Annotated in this window: 11 protein-coding genes and 1 pseudogene; 4 read left to right on the forward strand and 8 right to left on the reverse strand. The window is 57.5% G+C overall.

Features of this window, described 5'->3' with window-relative positions; all coding sequences use genetic code 11:
* Positions 1–504: 504 nt before the first annotated feature.
* From ACVW16_RS06320 to ACVW16_RS06335, 4 genes are all read left to right on the forward strand, one after another.
* On the forward strand, positions 505–1,242 hold the full coding sequence (locus tag ACVW16_RS06320; RefSeq protein ID WP_456802300.1) for a LuxR C-terminal-related transcriptional regulator: 738 nt from the start codon (positions 505–507) through the stop codon (positions 1,240–1,242).
* Positions 1,243–2,835: 1,593 nt separating this feature from the next.
* Positions 2,836–3,729, forward strand: a complete 894-nt coding sequence (locus ACVW16_RS06325) for a DUF6492 family protein (protein WP_456802301.1) — start codon at positions 2,836–2,838, stop codon at positions 3,727–3,729.
* 567 nt (positions 3,730–4,296) lie between these two features.
* A complete protein-coding gene (locus ACVW16_RS06330; protein WP_456802302.1) occupies positions 4,297–5,316 on the forward strand; it encodes a polysaccharide deacetylase family protein in 1,020 nt (339 codons plus the stop codon).
* 130 nt (positions 5,317–5,446) lie between these two features.
* Positions 5,447–6,925: a lipopolysaccharide biosynthesis protein gene (locus ACVW16_RS06335; RefSeq protein ID WP_456802303.1), complete on the forward strand. Its 1,479-nt coding sequence runs from the start codon at positions 5,447–5,449 to the stop codon at positions 6,923–6,925.
* Between the two features lie 41 nt (positions 6,926–6,966).
* Here the strand turns inward: ACVW16_RS06335 and asnB are convergent, their stop codons facing one another.
* From asnB to ACVW16_RS06375, 8 genes and pseudogenes are all read right to left on the reverse strand, one after another.
* Complete coding sequence (gene asnB / locus ACVW16_RS06340) at positions 6,967–8,844, reverse strand: asparagine synthase (glutamine-hydrolyzing) (protein ID WP_456802304.1); 1,878 nt, start codon at positions 8,842–8,844, stop codon at positions 6,967–6,969.
* A 114-nt stretch (positions 8,845–8,958) separates the two neighbouring features.
* A complete protein-coding gene (locus ACVW16_RS06345) occupies positions 8,959–10,356 on the reverse strand; it encodes a glycosyltransferase family 4 protein (RefSeq protein ID WP_456802305.1) in 1,398 nt (465 codons plus the stop codon).
* The gene (locus ACVW16_RS06350) at positions 10,337–11,599 is read right to left on the reverse strand and encodes a nucleotide sugar dehydrogenase (protein ID WP_456802306.1); all 1,263 of its coding nucleotides are present in this window, start codon (positions 11,597–11,599) and stop codon (positions 10,337–10,339) included. Before ACVW16_RS06350 ends, ACVW16_RS06345 begins: the two co-directional genes overlap by 20 nt.
* 361 nt (positions 11,600–11,960) lie before the next feature.
* Positions 11,961–12,590, reverse strand: coding sequence for a DUF3102 domain-containing protein (locus ACVW16_RS06355; protein ID WP_456802307.1), 630 nt, complete (start codon positions 12,588–12,590; stop codon positions 11,961–11,963).
* Between the two features lie 634 nt (positions 12,591–13,224).
* Positions 13,225–14,736, reverse strand: coding sequence for a polysaccharide biosynthesis/export family protein (locus tag ACVW16_RS06360; protein WP_456802308.1), 1,512 nt, complete (start codon positions 14,734–14,736; stop codon positions 13,225–13,227).
* The gene (locus tag ACVW16_RS06365; RefSeq protein WP_456802309.1) at positions 14,733–16,271 is read right to left on the reverse strand and encodes a hypothetical protein; all 1,539 of its coding nucleotides are present in this window, start codon (positions 16,269–16,271) and stop codon (positions 14,733–14,735) included. Before ACVW16_RS06365 ends, ACVW16_RS06360 begins: the two co-directional genes overlap by 4 nt.
* Before the next feature lie 55 nt (positions 16,272–16,326).
* Positions 16,327–17,718 carry a hypothetical protein gene (locus ACVW16_RS06370; RefSeq protein ID WP_456802634.1) on the reverse strand — a complete coding sequence of 464 codons (1,392 nt, stop codon included), beginning with the start codon at positions 17,716–17,718 and terminating at the stop codon, positions 16,327–16,329.
* Between the two features lie 39 nt (positions 17,719–17,757).
* Positions 17,758–18,042 (reverse strand): annotated as a pseudogene (locus ACVW16_RS06375) (hypothetical protein); the annotation flags it as partial.
* Positions 18,043–18,269: the final 227 nt, after the last annotated feature.

Genomic DNA, 18,269 nt, shown 5'->3' on the forward strand with positions numbered 1-18,269 from the left:
CGCTGAAGCTGTGCCAGAAAGTTATTTTATCCACGGTACTTGCGCAGGTGCATTCAGCTCCCACCCTATAACTAACGATATATAGGGGGATCTGAAATTCGCCTCTAACATTCAGAAAATCTTAATAAACGTGGATTCTCGAAATTCACCGACGAGGTGAGGCAAAATAGAACAAAATAGGAAGGGAGGATCGCAATCGAGGTAACTCAATATTTCTGAAGACCAGAACCCGAGGGAGGACGACCAACGAACAACAAGGGATCATTCGTCCATCGAGGAACTAACAATTTGAGTTCAGTTCAACCGCCCATCGCTGTTGTGTCATTGCGTAGTAGGCTGGAGGGTAAAATGAGGAGGCGGCAGTCTTGCGAGACGGTTCTCATTGGAAAGAACGTTTTGATTAGAGAAGGCATTGCTAAAATTCTGCACGCGGCAAATTTTCACATTCAGATCTCGGCGTCGAGCCCCGAGGAGTTGCCAGGCTCACTTAAAGCGGAGAAACTGATGTTTCTCATCGTCCACACGGGCGAGGGTTTCAATCTCGCGATAGCGCAAATCGGATTTGTGAAGGATCGTTATCCGGACGCGCGCATCGCGATCGTATCCGACAATTACCGACCTGTTGACCTTGCCTCCGCATTTCGTGCAGGCGCCAACGGCTACTTCGTGAACGTTAATTCGTGCGACGCATTCATAAAATCCGTCGAGCTAGTGACGATGGGCGAGACCGTCTTCCCGCCTGCGCTCCTGTCATTTGCCCTTGATGCCAATCGCGAGCGCGGAGCGGCCGAACCGAGCGAATGTGAACAAGTTGTTCTCGCCGTTGCGGAGGACGCGATCTTGCCGCAGCTCTCTCCTCGAGAAAGGGCGATTCTATCCTGCCTTATCGAAGGCGATTCCAACAAGTGCATTGCCCGAAAGATCAATATCGCCGAGGCAACGGTAAAGGTTCACGTCAAGGCGATCCTGCGCAAGATCCGGGTCCAGAACCGGACACAAGCGGCGATCTGGGGAATGAACCATGGGTCGCAGGTACGAGCGGCAGGCGGTCGCGCCCACTCAGCCATCGATGCAGGCGGAGGGATCGCGAAGACTCTCGAGGTGATCTCCGAAATCAAGCAGCTCGAGGAGCCGGCTCCATTGGTACCCCACGCCAGTCACGTCGCGGTACCCTCTATTGACGGCCTACTCAGCAAAGGCGCAGTGCAAGGAGCTCGCGCTGCGGTACGGCCCTGCAAGTAGATGCAGTGACCCGGAACGGCTGCGGTCGCGGGCGTAAAGCCACGACACTGTCGCCGACTTGCCGACGTCCAGGTGCTTGGCAAGATCTTCCCTGCTGCTGTTGCGCGAGCAGCAGGCGAGATCTCCGAACACGCTAATGAGGCCCGGGCACAACGGCTGCGGAGCCTATCGCTCCCGCAGCGCCTCCTGCTTGTAACTCGATAGGGAACCAGAAGCGCGGCGGCAAAAACGAGGCCAAATCCCGGGCCGAGCTGCTTCAGCGGCAGAAACGTCGCAACGGCAACGCCCCTCCGGGATATGCCGCCCAGAACCAAGAAAAGCCAGTCGCGCCGTGGCGGCGAGCGACAGTGAAGTGCCATGAGCGCCAGAGCCAGCGTCGCAAGTATGATGGCCGCCAAAAACAGGTTGGCGCCAAGCGCCGTGCCCATCCACGATTCTGCCGACCTGGATCGCATCTTCCGCGCCTCGGCCTCAAGGGTTTGAGGTGACTATTCGCAAGCGCTTATGTCTAGGGTAAATCAATTAAAAAGTCTGAGTTCGGCGCCCCGCATTGGCGCAGCGAAGTGTTTTCCGGATGCAGATGTCAGTATGCCCCGATTTCAGTCGCTTCGACATCGCCCGCAAGTGCTTGGGGGCTAGCACATCGCAACCGTTCGGGCCACGACCATCTCGACCGCGACACCGGCTTAATCAGGCTGACGACCACGCTAATGCACGCCTCAGGGGAATGGGTGGTCATCCGGTTTGCCCGATCATCGACACCGGAGCGTCACGTTGGGCGCGGCGCTGACCTATGGCCAGACGCTATACCCTTTCTACCCTGATCTGGATGCGCCGGACCTCGCCAGTGCCGTCGGTGCCCGGCAGCAGGTTCGTTCACATTGGAGCAACGTGTTCGCGCCCAGCCGACCGAGGCGCCGCCGGACTTACACTGGCCCGCGGGCTGGACCCACCAGCCGCGGTCGGCTGGGCGGACCGCCGCCATCCCGCTCACCGGGGAGGACTCGGCCAGGTCGATCAGTGCGATCACGCTTAAAAAATGAGCTGTCCTCGACACGAGAATCGTCAACGGCCATCCAGACAGGGACATCCATCAACTGCTTCCATCGGCTTATTGGCTGTTAACATCTCAACGCCGCGACTGAGAACGGCGCGTTACCCTTCTGTGGCACCTCTTGCCGGTTGTCCTCAAGTCCGCCATCGATGGTCGCGAGCAAGGCCGTCCCGGGCACAAGCAGTTCGGACTCCTTGGCGGCGCACCACGAGGCAGCGCGAAACAGAACTGCCTGTTTGCGCTTTGATGAGGGACGCAGGGTTTACCGAGAGGAACTCGAGCACGAAAATTCAGATCTTTGGTGCTGCTTACCTTAACATCTGGTGGCGGACCTCCGCGCGGCCCTGGCGCGCAAACCGATGGACTACCCACATCGCTCCCTCAGTCTTCGGTCCTAAAGGCTCTAATCTACAGACGTATGATCTGACGCAATTAATCGGTCTTAGCCCTTGCGTCGGTGACTTCTCCCCTCGATGTCGCCACGTGTCGTTTGTGAGAACGCCAAATCACAGACGAGGCCCGCCCCAGGAAAAATACCAATGAAACGCATGTCAGTAATTACGCCTAGCTTCGCGGCCGATTTTGAGATATGCGCGGAACTCCACCGCTCGGTCATCGAGTATTCGCCTGAATCCGTCCACCACCACATTATTGTGCCCCGTTCAGACATGAAGCTGTTCGCCCGGCTGGCCGGTCCGCGTACGCACATACGATGTGAGGCCGACTTCCTGCCCAATTCTTTTGCGCGCCTACCGTCCACCAAATTCACAATTAATCTGCGACGGCCGTTCCCGCCCGTTCGCGGCTGGATCCTGCAACAATTAATCAAGCTGGCCGCAGTCGCCGCAAGCGAGGATGACGTGGTAGTATTGGTGGACTCTGACATCGAGTTCATCCGGCCATTCAGTCTGCAAACATTTGTTCGCAATGGAGTGGTGAGGTTCTATCGAAAGCTGAACCAGATTGACCATACCCTGCCGCGCCACGTCATCTGGCACCGGGTCGCGCGCACGCTGTTGGGATTGCCTCCAACACAACCGCCGTACAGCGACTACATCTCTTCTTTACTGGCTTGGGATCCGGGGATCGTACGGCGAATGCTCACGCATGTCGAGAAAACCACAAGCCGTAGGTGGACTTCCACAATCGGTGGACAGCTTCATTTCTCCGAGTGGACGCTCTACGGGGTATTCGTCGATCACGTTATCGGCGCACCGGCCAACTCATTCGTCTCGGGCGATTCTCTTTGCCTTTCATATTGGGATACCACTCCGCTTGAAAGGGACTGCGCGATCGAATTCCTTCGGGGCGCCCGTCCTACCGACATCGCTGCGATGATCTCAGCGAAATCCCACACTCCATTGGCGGTCCGGCGCGCGGCCTTCGCCGGATGTCGGACCCACGAACCAAAGGCGATAGATCGAACGGGCTGAGTACCTTCCTATGCGGCGTTCACGAATGCAATCGCGCTTGGTTCTTGACAATGATTGCCGGTCGGGTGGCCGTCCCGAACGTAAATAGCGGCCGAAAGATCGACAAAAAGCAGCGGCGCAATGACGACTACCTTTTTCGCCGTTATCGGAACATCCGGAGCAGACCGATGAGTTTTGCGGCGGAGCGACAAGCGAAACCGATGCTTATGGATGCGGTGCAGAAGCTGGTAGGGGAGTAACCGGGACGATGCCGCCAGGCTTATGAATGCTATCGTCTTTGCAAATTCCAAGCGGGTGAGCCTGCGATCGGTTGAAGGCGAGGTAGGTATCTGCAAAACCAGTGTAGCGCCTGCTCATTGGCGCTGGCACTTCCAACCCAGCGCTGCCGCGCCTCAATGACCATTGTAGCTACCCCCTTGCGCTACCCACTTATAGCAATTCCCACTCCGGAACCTGGATGATAGCGACATTGCGGCTGCTTTCATTCGGACAAACAGAGGACTGGTGGTCGAGTGCCAAGGTTATGAGACCTTTACCAACTCCCAAAGGGTTTAGGATATGCTAGCAATGCTTCGCCGCGGTGCCTACTCAACCGCAGGCTTCTTCGATGGCCAACTGCAGCTCCTAACACGAACTGGTCCGAGTGCTACCGCACTTCTCTTTCATCGTTTTTTTGCTGAGAGCGAAACACGCCGAGCGGGAATAGACCGGCTGCGCCGCAATCTCGATTGGCTTTGTTCGAAGTTTTTCCCCATCTCTTTGCCAGAGTTCGTGGCCGGGCAACGTCAGGGTTCACTGCCTGATTCGGCTGTGCTCGTGACGACGGACGATGCGGAGCTTGACCTTCTTGAGGTTGCGGAAGAATTCGCTAAATACAAAACTCCGCTTTCGATTTTCGCTTGCGCGGGATGGACGGCGATTGCGAGCGCGGGAACTGGAGTCGACTTGTTGGCGCGCGCGACTGCAAACATTGCGTGGTATGAGGGCGACGAAGTCGAGGTTTCGTTTGGCTCTCGCCGGATGACCCTGCGGCGGGATTTAAAGGACCGCAATATCGATAGTCTAATCGCGGAACGGGAGCACGTATTGCCCTGTCTCGAGGAGTTGTGCGTGAAGATTGAACACCTGGCCTTGCGCGACCCGCGGTGCGGCGTCCTGGCCTCGCGGAAAGCCAGGTGCTGTACTTGGGAGCAATTGCGGTGTCTCGCCAGCGCCGGCGTCAGCATTAGCGCGCATTCCGTCACTCACGTCAACTTATCCCAGACCTCGCCTGTGCGATGCAAGTTTGAAATCGCCGAAAGCAAGCATTTGTGCGAGGCGCTAGTGGCTCGTTGTGACGCGTTTGCATACCCTTATGGCGGCAGCCAATACCACAGCCAAACTACGCGGCGCGAACTGGAGTCATCGGGGTTCACAGCCGCCTTTCTAACGCGGCCGGATTTCATCACAATCAGCAGCGACGCAATGACATTGCCGCGGATCGCTGTGCCCGACGAGCCCATTTCCGCCGCGGCGTTCCGTGCCTATGTTTGCGGCGCCCCCGTTCTCGTGAATCGAGTCAAGCAAACCGTCAGGCGTGATTGGTAAAGGGATGCCGAGAGACAATTGGATTGGATTTCTTCGACGCGCGCTCTCATCCTGATTGTCGCGCCTTCTTCAAATGGAGCGCCATTTGAAGCAGCTTGTTGTCTTCAACGCCAGGCCAGGTCGCTGATCCATGGCATCAATCTTCCGTCAAGGCCTTGCACTCTCCGGTGCGCGCTACATCGAGCTGATCGCCGGGTTATTGACGCCGGTGGTTCTGGTGCGAACGATCGGCCCTACAGCCTTCGGCGATTATCGGCTGTTCTGGCTGCTTGTAACTACCGTGTCCCTGTTGATCGCCTTTGACATGCCGCGCAGCCTGCTTTTCTTCTTTGTTCGTTTGGATTCAAGAGAACGCCGGCTTTACCTCGGGCAGACGGTGCTGTTCTTGCTCGCCACAACGATGATTGCGGTGTTTATAATTTTTGTCTTTGGTGGTTCCCTTCCCTTGGACATGAGGGACCTGCTGCACCAGCATGGATTCTTACTCGCGGCTTTCCTGATTGTCTCGAATTTGGGCTTGTTGCTGGACGTCTTACCCAACGCCGCTGGACAAATTCGGTGGCAAGCGCAAGCTGTTTTTGCCACGTCTTTACTCAGGGCCGCGCTCATAATTTCCGCAGCACTCATATTTCGACGGCTTGAAGAGGTGTTGGTTGCCGCCTTGATCGCTGCCTGTATGCGACTTGGATTGTTGGCTTATTTCATTGGGCGATATAGCGGCATTCTACTTTTCCCCTTGGACAAGCAGCAGTTCCGTGTGCAGCTTCGCTATGCCCTTCCATTTGGCGTGGGCGGCTTGCTATGGAACATGCGGAAGCAAGCCGAGCAATGGATTGTGGCCACGGTATTTTCATCAGGAACGTTCGGCATTTTTTCAATTGCAACTACGCTCCTTGTGCCGTTTGAAGTTCTGAGAGCCGTTCTGGGGAACCTGCTTTTGCCTAGAATGAGCCATCTCCATTCACTTGGCCGCCACGAAGAGTTATTGAACCTGAACAATCAGGGCAATGTGATCATCAGCGCGGTCATGTTCCCCGCTATTGCGGCGCTGTTCGCCTTTTCTAATGAAGTCATCCAGTTCCTGTTCACGAAGGAGTACGTGAGCGGCTCGCCAGTGCTACGCATCTATCTGGTTCAGACGTTGATATCGACTGAGATCACCACCCTGCTGAACGTGTTCGGACAAGGTTCAGCTAATATGCGTTACGAAGCCGCAATTCTTCCCTTTGCCATAGGAACCAGTCTGGTCAGCGCTTGGTATTACGGTTTGCCGGGCGCAGCCATAGGATCGGTTCTGGCCACTTTCGTGATGTACGCACTGTGCCTGAGAAGACTTTCGACGGTAACGAACGTTCCTATCGCTCGATTGCAGGATTGGAAAAGCCTTGGAATAATTTGGAGCGTATCGGCGGTCTGCGCGATCATCGTACGTTTTACAGCCGAACTCGTGAAACCGTCGGCCCCAATTGCTGCAACGGTCGGGCCTGCAGCAATTTTGGTGTTCTATGCCGCTGTCTTGTTCGCGACGGGGTATTATCGAACAATTCTGGGAATTTCTCAGGGATCAACAGAAGCGAGCGGTCTTTACGCGGTGGACGATCGGCGGTGACGACTGCAGGAGCAATTCGGATAGTCAAGAGCCTCTTATTCTCATGCTGCTATCTTAAATGTACGCAAGAAGATCTCGAGATTTATCAATGACCAAAGAATTCTTTCGTGGTTCTGTCGACCGCTAAGGTGCTCTGTCGCAAGCGTACGAAGCTTTGGGCCGCTCATCATCTGCGCTAATCGGGACGTTTCGCTCACCAGCATGTCCTGCAGGAAATCACGGTAAGGCCCCCTGAACCAATCACCGATCGGCACACGGAAGCCGATCTTTTTCCGCCGCACGATTTCCGGCGGTAAAATATTGTCCATCGCGGCGCGTAGCACCTTCTTCCCACCCTTGCCTCCAGTGAGAAATTCGTCCGGGAACCGCGCTACGACGCTGGCCAGCACCGTATCCATGAATGGCATCCGTCCCTCGATCGAGCCGGCCATCATCATCCGATCGCCGCGCTCCAACAGGTTATCCGGAAGCCAAGAGGTCTGATCGAAGAACAACGTACGCCGCAGGTTGGATTCTATCTTCGGCGAATAGGGAAATAGGTCGGGTGGCGTTGCCGATAGGTTCCGACCCAGCATCGCTTCGCTTTCGCGGACCGAGAGACCACCGAACCATACTCGCATGCGGCTCACAACGTCGCGCTCGCCCGCGGCCAATGCAAGGACCTTCATACGCCGCATCCCATAAGGCAATGAACGCACAATCGGATAGATCACCCGCTCGTGCAACAGGTGCGGCATCAACCATTGGTACAGACCTATCCACCGCTCAGCCCGATGCTTTGGATATCCACCCATTAACTCATCGGCACCTTCGCCCGTGAGTACCATCTTCACGCTGGTGGAGGCCAACTCCGAAAGCATGAAGATTGGGACATCAGATGCCTCACTGACCGGGGCACCACGGCGCGAGACGGCAGTCGACCAATGTGACATGAAGGCGGCGGGTTCGACGAATAGTTCGTTGTGAATCGTACCGAACCGACCTGCAACGACACGAGCATGATCAGTCTCCGAATACTCCGCCTCGCGAAATCCTACCGAGAACGTTCGCACAGGCTCCGTGCTGTGTTTGACCATCGTTGCCACGACCGCCGACGAGTCAATCCCACCGGAAAGGAAAGCGCCAAAAGGCGCATCGCTACGCATACGAATTCGCACCGCCTCATCGAATGTCCGTTCGAACAAGTCGATCGCCTCGCCGATTGACATGATATCCGGCACTGTCGTCGCAAGGGGTGGCGTAAAGTACCGCGTCGTTTTCAGCGTTCCGGCCTGCCATACGGCGTAGTGACCAGGCGGCAGCTTTTTCACCGCACGAAAGAACGTGGAAGGCCCTGGAACATAGCGATTAAGAAGGTAGTGGCCGAATGCTTCGTAGTCGAACGCCCGCTCGAAACCGGGAAACTGAACGAGCGGGTCGATCTCCGAGCCAAAGACAAGACCGCCTTGCAGTTCAGCGAGAAACAATGGCTTTTTTCCGAAAGCATCGCGGGCTAGTATTAGGCGCTGCTCCGCTTCATCCCACAGGGCAAAGCTGAACATGCCTCGAAACTTGCCCACTGCGTCGAGTTGCCAGGTGCGATACGCCTCGATAAGCACCTCTGTGTCCGAGTTTGTGCGAAAACGATGGCCTAGGCCAACGAGCAGCTGTCGTAGCTCAACGTAGTTATAAATTTCGCCGTTGAAGATTAAGGTGAAGCGATTATCCTCACTCGACATCGGCTGCGCGCCGCCGCCGATGTCAATAATCGAAAGCCGGCGATGACCGAAACCAATCTGAAATCGCTCATCAGACGTCTCGCGAAGCCAGTAGCCCGAGCCGTCCGGCCCTCGATGAGACATCCGGTCGGTAAGGCTCACAAGCGTCTCGCGATCGCGCCTCTGCGCTGCCCCGAGAACCCACCCGAATATCCCGCACATGACTCAATGCCCTGTCTAGAGTAAGGCGGGTTCAAGACCACCAATCAAATTGAACAAAGTCATAAAGGCTGAGAACGTGGTTGCCCGAGATCGAGATCGCACGCATTAGAGCGGCTATCGTGTCGGCTCAATTGAAGTACGGTAGCGGCGCTGCCGGGCTGACGAGTCTCTCAGTCCGAATGCTTTCTCATAAGCACTATGCAGCTTTATTATCTCGTGGTCCCAGGCGAGTTCGCCGGAGATCCGTTTCCGGCCAATCGCACCCATACGGTCACGCCGTGCAGGATCATCCACAAGCTCGAGTATCTTGTCCCCGAAGTCCGCAGTATCCACGTTTTTTGCATACAAAGATGCATCGCCAGCGGAAAAACGCCCTTCGGTGAGATCAAATTGGACAATGGGCTTGCCCAACGCCATGTACTCCATAATCTTGTTCATGGTCGACTTGTCGTTCATCGGATTGGGGCGATCTGGATTCACGCAGACGTCCGCAGTCGAGAGTATTGTGAACAGCGTCGTATCATCCACGCGGCCGGTGAATGTCACCATTTCGTCCAGCTCAAAGGCCGTTGCAAGCTTCTTCACCTCCTCCAGTTCTGGTCCACTTCCGACAATGACGAACTGGACATCATCGCGGTTTCGCCCCTGGCGGATATGCTTGATCGACTCAAGGAGCAGATCGAGCCCTTCCTGTTTTCCAATGACGCCCACATACCCGACAAGGAATTTCCGGCCCCCCTTCCAGGACGGATCTGGCGGTAGCGACCGCACGCGCGAAAGGTTGGGACCGGAGCGCACGACGAATACACGATCCGGTTTCATTCGCCCTCGTTCAAGGGCGATCGTCCGATATGATTGGTTTGTTGCTATTGACACGTCGGCTAATGCAAACGTCAAGCGCTCAAACAGTAGCATGGCGCGCCACAAGAGGCCGCGCCGCCCGAACTTTGCCTCGTAAAGCTCCGGATTGATGTCGTGATGATCAAAAATGAACGACTTCCCGAACAGAAACTTATGAACTGCTGCGACTGCAAAAATCAGATCGGGCGGATTGCAAGCGTGGATTACATCAAAACCGTGACGGCCAAGAATTTTCAAACTGAGGACGAACTCCCAAAATAATGCCGTGCTGTACTCGGCGAGATACCCCAGCAGCCCATGCCCCTCTCTCGGCAACCAGTGGCGGTAAACGGCTATCCCATCGATGATTTCAAATGAGGCCGTCGCTTGCGGTCCCTTGGGACAGATTATAGTTACTTGATAGCCGTGCCGCGAAAGAGTGGTGGCCTCCGACCATACCCGGCGATCGAACGGCACTGGAAGATTTTCGACGATAATGAGCACCCTGCGGCGAACCGAACCCTTGATACCGGATCGGGTAGCCGACGTCACACCAGCCGATCCCTCAGAAGCGACATCCGAACGGGTCAATTCGTAAAACTCGCCCTTCACGCCGGCCGACTTGCGTGGCTTGTGGCTCGCGCCACGATCGTTATGAAAGCGTGTTAACATCAATGATCCATTTGCTGCGTAACGCCATGCTCTTCGCCCATCCTCTCGTGTCGACGACGAGATCGAACAGTTCCGACTCGGCGACCGACTTTGCGACCAGCAGCTTGCGGAGGGCCGGAAGATTCGAGAACGCATAGCCGAGATTCTGACCCAGCAATTTGGATGGCTCGACGTGCGGATCATAGATCGACAGATGAATGCTCGATTGAAGGAATTTTCGAGCCAAGTCGATATTAGGACTTTCGCGAAGGTCGTCGCTGTTCTCTTTGAAGGCGAGGCCCAACATGAGCACCTGCCCCCCCGCCGGAACCGCTTTCAAGCAGTTCTCAAACAGAAAGTTCTTGTGCGCGTCATTCGACCTTAGAAGCGAATCGACAAGGTGAGTATGTGCTCCGACATCGCTCGCGATGTATTGGAGCGCGCGAACGTCTTTTGGCAGACATGAGCCGCCGAATGCGCCGCCTGGCCTCAAGTAGTAGGGTGAGATGTTGAGCTTCGTGTCAGAGGTGAATATCTTGTGAACAGTCACCGCACTGATACCAAGCCTGTCGCAAACGCGGCCAACCTCGTTGGCAAAGGCAATCTTCAGGGCGTGAAATGTATTATCGACGAATTTTGTCATCTCCGCCGCGCGGTACGTCGTATAAAAGACCGGCGCGTCAATTCTTCCATTCAACTCGTCAAGGGCCGTGCACCTTTGCCCGTCCTTGGTCCCAACCACTATCTTCGGCGGATTGAAGAAATCTTGTATCGCCACTGATTCGCGCAGGAATTCAGGGTTGTAGACAAGCTCGACCTGACCGATCCGATCTCTCAATGCGTCCTCGAAAATCGGGAGCACCAGTTCCTCGATCGTACCGGGACGCATCGTCGAACGAAATACGACAGTCAACGGCGTCGCTCGAGCCGGACCAACCAATTCTGCGATATGATGAGAAACCTCGACGACAAAGCTCATATTGTGAGATCCGTCCGGCGCGCTGGGCGTTCCCACGCAGACTATGGCCATGGCGCAATTGTCGAGATGACGGTCCGGATTCTTGGTCGCGCTAAGCAAGCCTTTCCTTACGGCACGTGCTACAAGCTCGTCGAGTCCGGGCTCCGTGACTGGCGACTTTCCGGAATTGACGATCGCCACTTTTTCGTCGCTGATGTCAACACCGAGGATCTCGTGGCCTTGCTTTGCAAGGCAAGCAGCCGCCGTCATGCCGACATAACCAAGCCCAAACACAGCAATTTTCATCGCAATTCACCACTTCTACTCATGTTACGATAGCCTTAGGCGCGTCGGGCAAGTACGAGCAAAAGGGGTTGTTATCGGAGCTGAGTGGCTACCCAATCGTGAGTATTTCGGTAACGAACTGAGTCTAGATTGCAGCCGTGCCGTCTGCGCGGCCAGAACGCAAACGCATTCGCTTCCGGCGGCATCGCTCATTGAACATCTGTAATACTGGCGATTGGCTTATGAGCTGCCGCGAGGGAGGACCACCAGGTGAGGCGAACGAGAGTAGCTCCTCGGGCACACAGCCCTATCGCTTCCGTCGCGCTCGGGGCCAAACACGGCGCTGATCCGGGGCGGCGCTTAGTCCTGGCTTTGCTCGAATTCACGCCGCGGGAGCGCGCGTCTGGTGCGGCAGTGCAAGCGTCCCCGCCCGATCCGGCGTCGCGATCGTTGCTGTACGCAACCAGATCAGTACGCGATTCCATACTCCCCAGGTCATTCCATCCATCAGATACTGATAGTCGTCCTGACTAAGGCGCCGGGCGAGAAGCTCAGCGATCTTGCGGGATCGGTTAATCTCCGATTCAGCGGTGCTGTCTCCGGATCTGAGCAGCTCCGGTCCTGCAATGCGATCGACCTTTGAGACGAACGCGTTGAGATCCTTCCGCGAAACGCACTGGCCATTCTGCAGTCGTGTTTTCGCTAACCGACGGGCCGCCGGCGGTGTGTTCTTTGAGAGATAGACGCGAAGGGTCGACGGCACCATGAGGGTCGCCAGTTCGGCCTCGGGATCGACTTCTCGCGCGAGTTTCATAAGATCCTGGGCCGTTCTGATCTTGAACTGGCACTCCATCTCCACCCACTTGCCGAAGGCACCATGAGGCAAGCTCGCCTTCACGCGAAGCAGTTCGCGGCCGATTTCGATCGCGTTCAACGTGGCCGCTTGACGGAGGGATCTGATCCGGTCGGCAACTTCACTGAGCTCGGTTGGGGAAAGAACGACTTTCGACATTATCTTCTTCCTTTGCCGCATCGAGCCGCGGCTGTACCGACCCCAAAACAGCCTCAACGATCTCGCGCGGCAGCGAAGACACGCCAGGTTGGGATCGGATAGGTTTGGATCGGATTGCGTTGTAGCGCAAATATGCCGCGCCGGACCGCACATGGAAGTGCGAAAAGCAACTAGGCGGCCGAAAATGCAGGGTACTGCCTTCGAGGTACTCCCGCCATCTTCTCTTCCCCAAGGGTGACAATATTCGAGGTCGCCACGCCTCTTCGGCGAGATCGCAGCTCTTTCAACTTGCGCAATTCGGCAGGGCACGCGGCCGCACGCCGGCCCTCCTACGCAATGCCAGCATAGCCCAGCTCAACCACTGTTACGCCGTCGGGTTCGAGATGGGGCCCGAGAAAAAACTGCTGCCGCTTTGGAGCAGAACTGACTGATCCCACGACTTGCCGCTGAACTATGATGGCCCTCGCCTTCGCGGCCGATGGCGATTTTGCGCCTTCAGCCGCCCTGTTCATTCGCGATCCCATGGACGCCAGTACTGCTCTTTAGACCTTGGACCATGTCGGCTTCGGTGGTGGCAGGTCGACCTGGCCCGTGCGATCCCGGCTCGCGCTGCAGACCCACGCACAGCCGCAATTCATTGCTTTTTCCCCTGCACTTGAAAGCCCGACAAGGCTGTCGGCCCCGTTGGCTCGGCAGGAACAACGACGTTGACCCGCAAGACGTCGAACAGCGCCAGGCATTCGGCGCGCCCCAGCTCGGCGGGCGTTTGATCCTGCAACATCAGTCGCACGCATTGATCGACGTTCTCGACCGACCCGCCGATCGTACTGGACACGGGCGCGTCCGGTGCGGTGGCGAGCTGCTTGGGGTTCATCGCACCCTCGTAAGCGGCTCCCAGCGGGGCCAAAGCTTCTCCCTTTCCGGACGCCACCGGGGGGTCCACGTTGAGCACGTCGCCGGGAAGGAGCTCGGTGCTCTGGTCTGCCTCAATCGTCGTCGTTTTTCCGTTCAGCGTCCGAGTGACGGTCAGCCTGCGGCTATCAACAACATTGGTCGATGACGCGTTTATGATGTTGCTGCGCGCTTGCCCGTCCACCATGAGTTTCCGGCTGGTACCAAGCTTGACCGAAACCTCCTCCAGACCCATCACATTTTGCTGCAACTGGGTATTAACCGCCGTTTCGTGCTCGTTCTTAAGGTCGAGGATTTTCTGGTCGATTTGGGTCACGTTTTGACGTGTCTGCAATAGCAGGGACTGGTAGCCCTGTTCCGTCATTTCAATCTGCCCATCCATGCGTTCTAGGCTCCACTGACGACTCTTGGGCGAAAGTCCATCTTTCAACAGGGTCTTTACCGCGCCGAGCTCATTTTGAACGCTTTCCCGTTGCGTCTTGCTCGCTTGAATCTGGTGAGTGATCGTGTCGAGTTGCTCCTGGTAAAGGTTGCGCGTCTGCTCGAGATTGCTGACCCGTTCCTTCACGGCCTCCACATTGACTCGAAGGAGCGCGCGTTCCCGCTGCAGCAGTTGCGCCACGGTGGGGTCGTCCTTGGCCTGTCGCACAAGTTCGACGGGAACCATCATGTCGTCTTTCAACGTGAGCTCGGCGTTCAGGCGCGCGCGTTGGGAGAGCAGTTGGTAGTAGCGAGTGATGAGATAGCGCGCATCACCGCCGATCGAGATGTTCTCGCGGCCAAGGCGCACGAGAGAGCCAAGATCCGTTTCTCGAAACCATCCGCCGGCAAGGCTGATGGCCTGCAAGGCGGTCAGGCCGTGCCGATAGGGGTATTCGCCGGGCTTTTGCACATCACCCATCAGATAGATCGGCCGCGACTGCACGACGCCAACCGTTGTTCCCGGCTTGGAAGAGAAGCCAGCCTTCACGAGCCGGTCCGAGATCGCCTTCGATAGCTCAACCGCCGTTGAGCCAGCGGCGCGTAGCTCCCCTATGGGCGCGATCGAGATGCTGCCACTTCCACTGACTGTGTATTCTCCGCTCAGCTCCGGAAACTGGAACACCTTGATGTTGAGCTTGTCGTCGGGGTGCAGCACGTAGTCATCGGCGGCGACAATGCCGGTACTGCCAAGCAGGCAAAATAGGACCACTGCACTTTGCCAGACTTTGCTGGCCAGGACTGAACTTCTCATTTTAGCACCTCACGGATCTTGCTCGACCACCTGACTTGAATGAAGTTTTGCATGACATGATCGAGGGGCACACGCCCGCCCGCGGCCGCGGCTTGCGCCCCTGCCAATTTGTCCCCGTATCTACCGATCACGAACTTGTCGGCCATGTTCAAAACCGCTCCGACAAATTTCGTACGGGCGCCTCCGCACAGATTCAACGTGCGTTGGATCAATTCCGCATCAAGTGCTCCCCACTCAACAACGAGCAGCAAACCGTCGAGACACTCTGCGGCCATTCTAACCTGCGGGCCTGATGCAAGGGGCGGCAGGTCAACGACGACGAAATCGTATGACGGTGTCGCTCCGCGGACGACAGTATCAATCTGCTTCCGCCATGAAATATCAGAGGCGGCAACGTCCGGTCCGTCGATCGCACGAAGATCAAAGCGTCGTTCCGACAACGAGCACACCAGACCCCCTTGTTCGGCTTCTTTCGCCGGTAAGAGCGATCGTTTCCCGCCCACGCTGTCGATGACGAGAACCTTGCTTCCAGAGAGCGCCATCAGATCAGCGAGCCTTGCCGCCATGGTGGTCGCCCCCTGTCCCGCCGCCGCTGCAGTCACGCCGATGCTGCGCAGTCGTCGGACCGACTGAATGACTACGCTCGCGCGGCGGAGCACTCCGTCGGCGGTGCCAAGGTCCATGCGAGGAACGACCTCAAGGCACTCCATGCCCAGATGATACTCGAGCTGCTCGGCAGTGCGGATCGACCGGTCTCGAAAGTCCAACGCGAGGGCCAGCGCAACACCGATTGCGAGCCCTCCGAGCGTCACAAGGAGGACGGTCTTGCTGCGCGACAGCCCATCGGGCCGGATCGGCGGATCGGCCGCCGAAATGACGTAAGCGCTGGGCCCGAGCCCCTGAAAACGCTCATCCAGAACCGTCGCCCCTACGTCCGACTTGCCGAGTACCTGGATGCCGCTTCGGGCAATCGCGTTGGAGATGGTAGCGGCGTCGTTCGGATCGGACCACGTAAACTTGACGAGAACCGTGTGACTGTATCCGACCTGCCCAACGGAAAGGTTGCTCCTCAATGAAGTAAGCGCGCGATCGAATGCCAGCTGGCTGGCATCTGCTTGCGCTATCGAGCCGCTCGTGAGCCAATTGCTCAAGAACGCACCCGGCCCGCCGGCGATCAACTCAGCGGCCTCACTCGGCTGCAGCGATTCGATCGCGCCGGTCAGCGTTGCGGGCGATTTGAGAATCTGGATCATATTCTCGACCAACGGCATGTCCGCTGGCCCCGGAGAAACGACCGGCGGCGGGCCGGAGTGCAGCTCATTGTTGTACACCAGGAGCTGTGTGGAAGCGGTGTAGGTTAGTGGCTTGCTAGCGTACAGGATCCCAAGCGCAAAGCATGCGGCCGCCCAGAGCGTCAGCATCTTCCGTCGGCGCAGAAGACTTGCCATGCCGAATAGACGATCTGGCCCGACCGGCTCGCGGTTATCGTCCTCAACACCGCGCGTCGGCATGAGCGGTCGAGTCTCTTCCAGCATTCCTGTAGCCCTTCGTAGCATGAAACGCCGTCGCTGGCGTCGATGATCCAACCAGTTAACGCGCGGAGACGTTCTCCATTTCCGGCTTTGGCCCGATTTTTCCGCCGTCGTCCCAATAACCGCCCGCGTCAGCGGGGCGCGGCGCGTCTGCCTGCACTGTTGCCGCCAAATCCATGGGAGCGGGCGCCGGATCTCCATACCTCCCGATCGTCCGCTCGTCGGCCATATTGAGCACGGCTCCGACGAATTTGGCGCGCGCCTCGCCGGAAGAGCGAACCGCCTGACGGAGAAGATCGGAATCGGTCGCGCCCCACTTCACGACCAGCAGCAATCCGTCGACCGCATCAGAGGCAGCCCGCACATCGGCACCGGAGGCAAGCGACGGCAGGTCCACGATCACGAGTTCGCCCGAACCCGTCGCCTCGCGAACCAGATCTTTTAGGCGCCCCCAGTCGTACCAACGATCTGCATCGGACGGCGCGCCGAGCCGGACAACACGCAAACTCGCTTGTTCGTTCAATGCGACGCCCCCTTCGGGAACGGGCTTGCTATCGTTAGAACCGGCAGAACCGGTGTTCACACTCTGCATCGTCGTGCCTGCATCGGTATCACTCTGCTGGCAGCTGGCGTCGATAAGCAAGACGCGCCGTCCTGCACGCGAAGCGAGCTTCGCAAAATGAAACGCGACAGTCGAAGTGCCTTCCAACGGCACTGACGAGGTGACAGCCAGACTCTGCAGATTCTGGAGCGGGTTATCCTGGATGACTGCCGCGACGCGCCGCAGAGCTCCAGCCAGTATTGCCGGATCGAAGCCGGCCGGTATGGAGGCCTGTTCGAACGGCACAGCCTGGCCGGGCGGGGGCCCCTGCTCCGGCCCCCGGACGCGCTTCTCGCTACCCAGGCGAGGAAGCACACTGATGCATTCCAGACCTACACAATGTTCCAGCTCCTCGGGCGTATGAATTGTGTTGTCCAGAACGTCCCGGAGCACCGCTCCGGCCGCGCCGACGCCGAGGCCAAGCAGCGCTGCGCCGACAAGAAGCGCCCCTATGGGGAGGCCGTCTGGCCTGATCGGTGCCTTCGCCCGGGAAATTACGGTGGCGATCGGCCCAAGCCCTTGATGCAGCTCGCGCAGCGTAGGCCTTTCGTCGAAAACGTGGATTCGCTCTTCCAGGTAAGAGCGGGTGATTTGATCCACGATGCGAACCGCCTTCTGAGGATCGGAGGCCTTGAAGCTCACCCCGACGAGGTGACTTGCCCCGGATTGCCTGATGGTCAGGTTGCGGCGCAGGGCCTCGAGCGTGACCCCAAACGTCAGACCTTGCTCATCCACCAGCGAGGCCGGCTGCGAGAAGATCAGAGCCTTCAAAAATTGAAGAACGCCGCCGCCGCGAGAAGAAAATTCGGGATCCTTAGTCAGGTTCAATGCATCGATGGCTCTTGCCAAGACCGCCCTCGAACCAAGCAGCTCGACCTGGTTTTGTAGCAGCGGAATGTCGACGCTGCCAGGCAAGATCACCGCCAGCGAACCCGTCGCAACCTGCCGGTCGTAGACCAGCAGCTGGACCGCTGCCGTAAAGGTCACTGGCCTCACGATTGCATAGATCAGCGACGCCGCAACGAACAAAACGCAGCTCAGCAACAGTAATCGCTTGTGTCGGCCAATACTGCTCAGTCCGAAAAACACCTTCGGCCGCGGCGCGATGCCAGGCTGAAATCCATCGACGAGGTCGTGGCTCAAAGGGCGGTAATTTGTCACGCGCATGTGCATCGATGCTTATCCCCCCAACGTGGCGGCGCGGCCGGCGGCCGCGGTCCGTGCGCTTGTGGTATTCGATCCACGCGCCGATTGTTCCCAGCGCAAACATGAAATACCAGTTGAAAGCCAGGTAATAGATCATGTTGTCGGCGGACGACTCGAGCGCATAGGCAGCCAGAATGCTCAGGGCCACCGCGATTGCGTTCGGGTCGTATCGCAGACCCTCTAGGATCCATCGC

The organism is Bradyrhizobium sp. USDA 4474 (assembly GCF_054057515.1).